Origin of the sequence: Rhodococcus olei, assembly GCF_039540555.1 — a bacterium.
GTDB classification, from domain to species: domain Bacteria; phylum Actinomycetota; class Actinomycetes; order Mycobacteriales; family Mycobacteriaceae; genus Rhodococcus_G; species Rhodococcus_G olei.
The window spans coordinates 1-870 of sequence record NZ_BAABFB010000079.1 but is presented as its reverse complement, the minus strand read 5'-3'; the positions used below and the strand labels follow the sequence as shown (position 1 = coordinate 870).

Annotated in this window: 2 protein-coding genes and 1 pseudogene; all 3 read left to right on the top strand. The window is 65.1% G+C overall.

The genetic code is table 11. The features are described 5' to 3' along the window. Positions 1-260: pseudogene (locus ABD951_RS27875) on the top strand (NAD(P)(+) transhydrogenase (Re/Si-specific) subunit alpha); the annotation flags it as partial. Continuing rightward, on the top strand, positions 260-619 hold the full coding sequence (locus ABD951_RS27870) for an NAD(P) transhydrogenase subunit alpha part 2 (RefSeq protein WP_345353413.1): 360 nt from the start codon (positions 260-262) through the stop codon (positions 617-619). The pseudogene ABD951_RS27875 and the gene ABD951_RS27870, both read left to right, overlap by 1 nt. Continuing rightward, on the top strand, positions 619-870 hold a 252-nt coding region (locus ABD951_RS27865; RefSeq protein WP_345353411.1), incomplete at its 3' end, for an NAD(P)(+) transhydrogenase (Re/Si-specific) subunit beta. The genes ABD951_RS27870 and ABD951_RS27865, both read left to right, overlap by 1 nt.

Genomic DNA, 870 nt, shown 5'->3' with positions numbered 1-870 from the left:
TGGTGGTCGATCTGGCCGGGGAGACCGGTGGCAACTGTGAGCTGACCGAGCCCGGTGAGACGGTCGTCAAGCACGGTGTGACGATCTGCTCGCCGTTGAACCTGCCCGCGACGATGCCCGAGCACGCCTCGGAGCTGTACTCGAAGAACCTGCAGGCGGTCATCGAGTTGATGCTCGACGAGAACGGTGCGCTCGCGCCCGATTTCGACGACGAGATCCTCGCCGCCGCCTGCGTCACCCGTGAGGGGGCGAACGCCTGATGTACAACGAACTGCTGGCGAACATCGCGATCCTGGTTTTGGCCGGGTTCGTCGGATTCGCCGTCATCTCCAAGGTCCCGAACACGCTGCACACGCCGCTGATGTCGGGCACCAACGCGATCCACGGCATCGTCGTGCTCGGCGCGCTGGTCGTGCTCGGGCACCTGCCCGGCGGGGCGCCGTGGTCGATCAAGGTCATCCTGTTCGTCGCGTTGGTGTTCGGCACCCTGAACGTCGTCGGTGGTTTCGTGGTCACCGACCGGATGCTCGCGATGTTCAAGCCCAAGAAGGACGCCGTCCTGACCGTGTCACAGAAGGACGCCCAGAAGGTCGTCGAGAAGAAGGGGGCTGACGCCTGATGGGCTACCTCGTCACGATCCTGTACATCGTCGCGTTCTCGATGTTCATCTACGGTCTGTCGGGCCTGACCGGCCCGAAGACCGCGGTGCGCGGCAACTACATCGCCGCGATCGGCATGGGTGTCGCCGTGATCGCGGTGCTGATCGACATCCGTGACGCCGACAACTGGCCCCTGATCGTCGGTGGTCTGCTGGTCGGTGTGGTGCTCGGTGTCCCGCCGGCGCTGCGGACGAAGATGACCGCGATGCCG

Coding starts and splice junctions, on each gene's coding strand:
- ABD951_RS27870 (WP_345353413.1), top strand. CDS start 260: ATGTACAACGAACTGCTGGCGAACATCGCGATCCTGGTTTTGGCCGGG.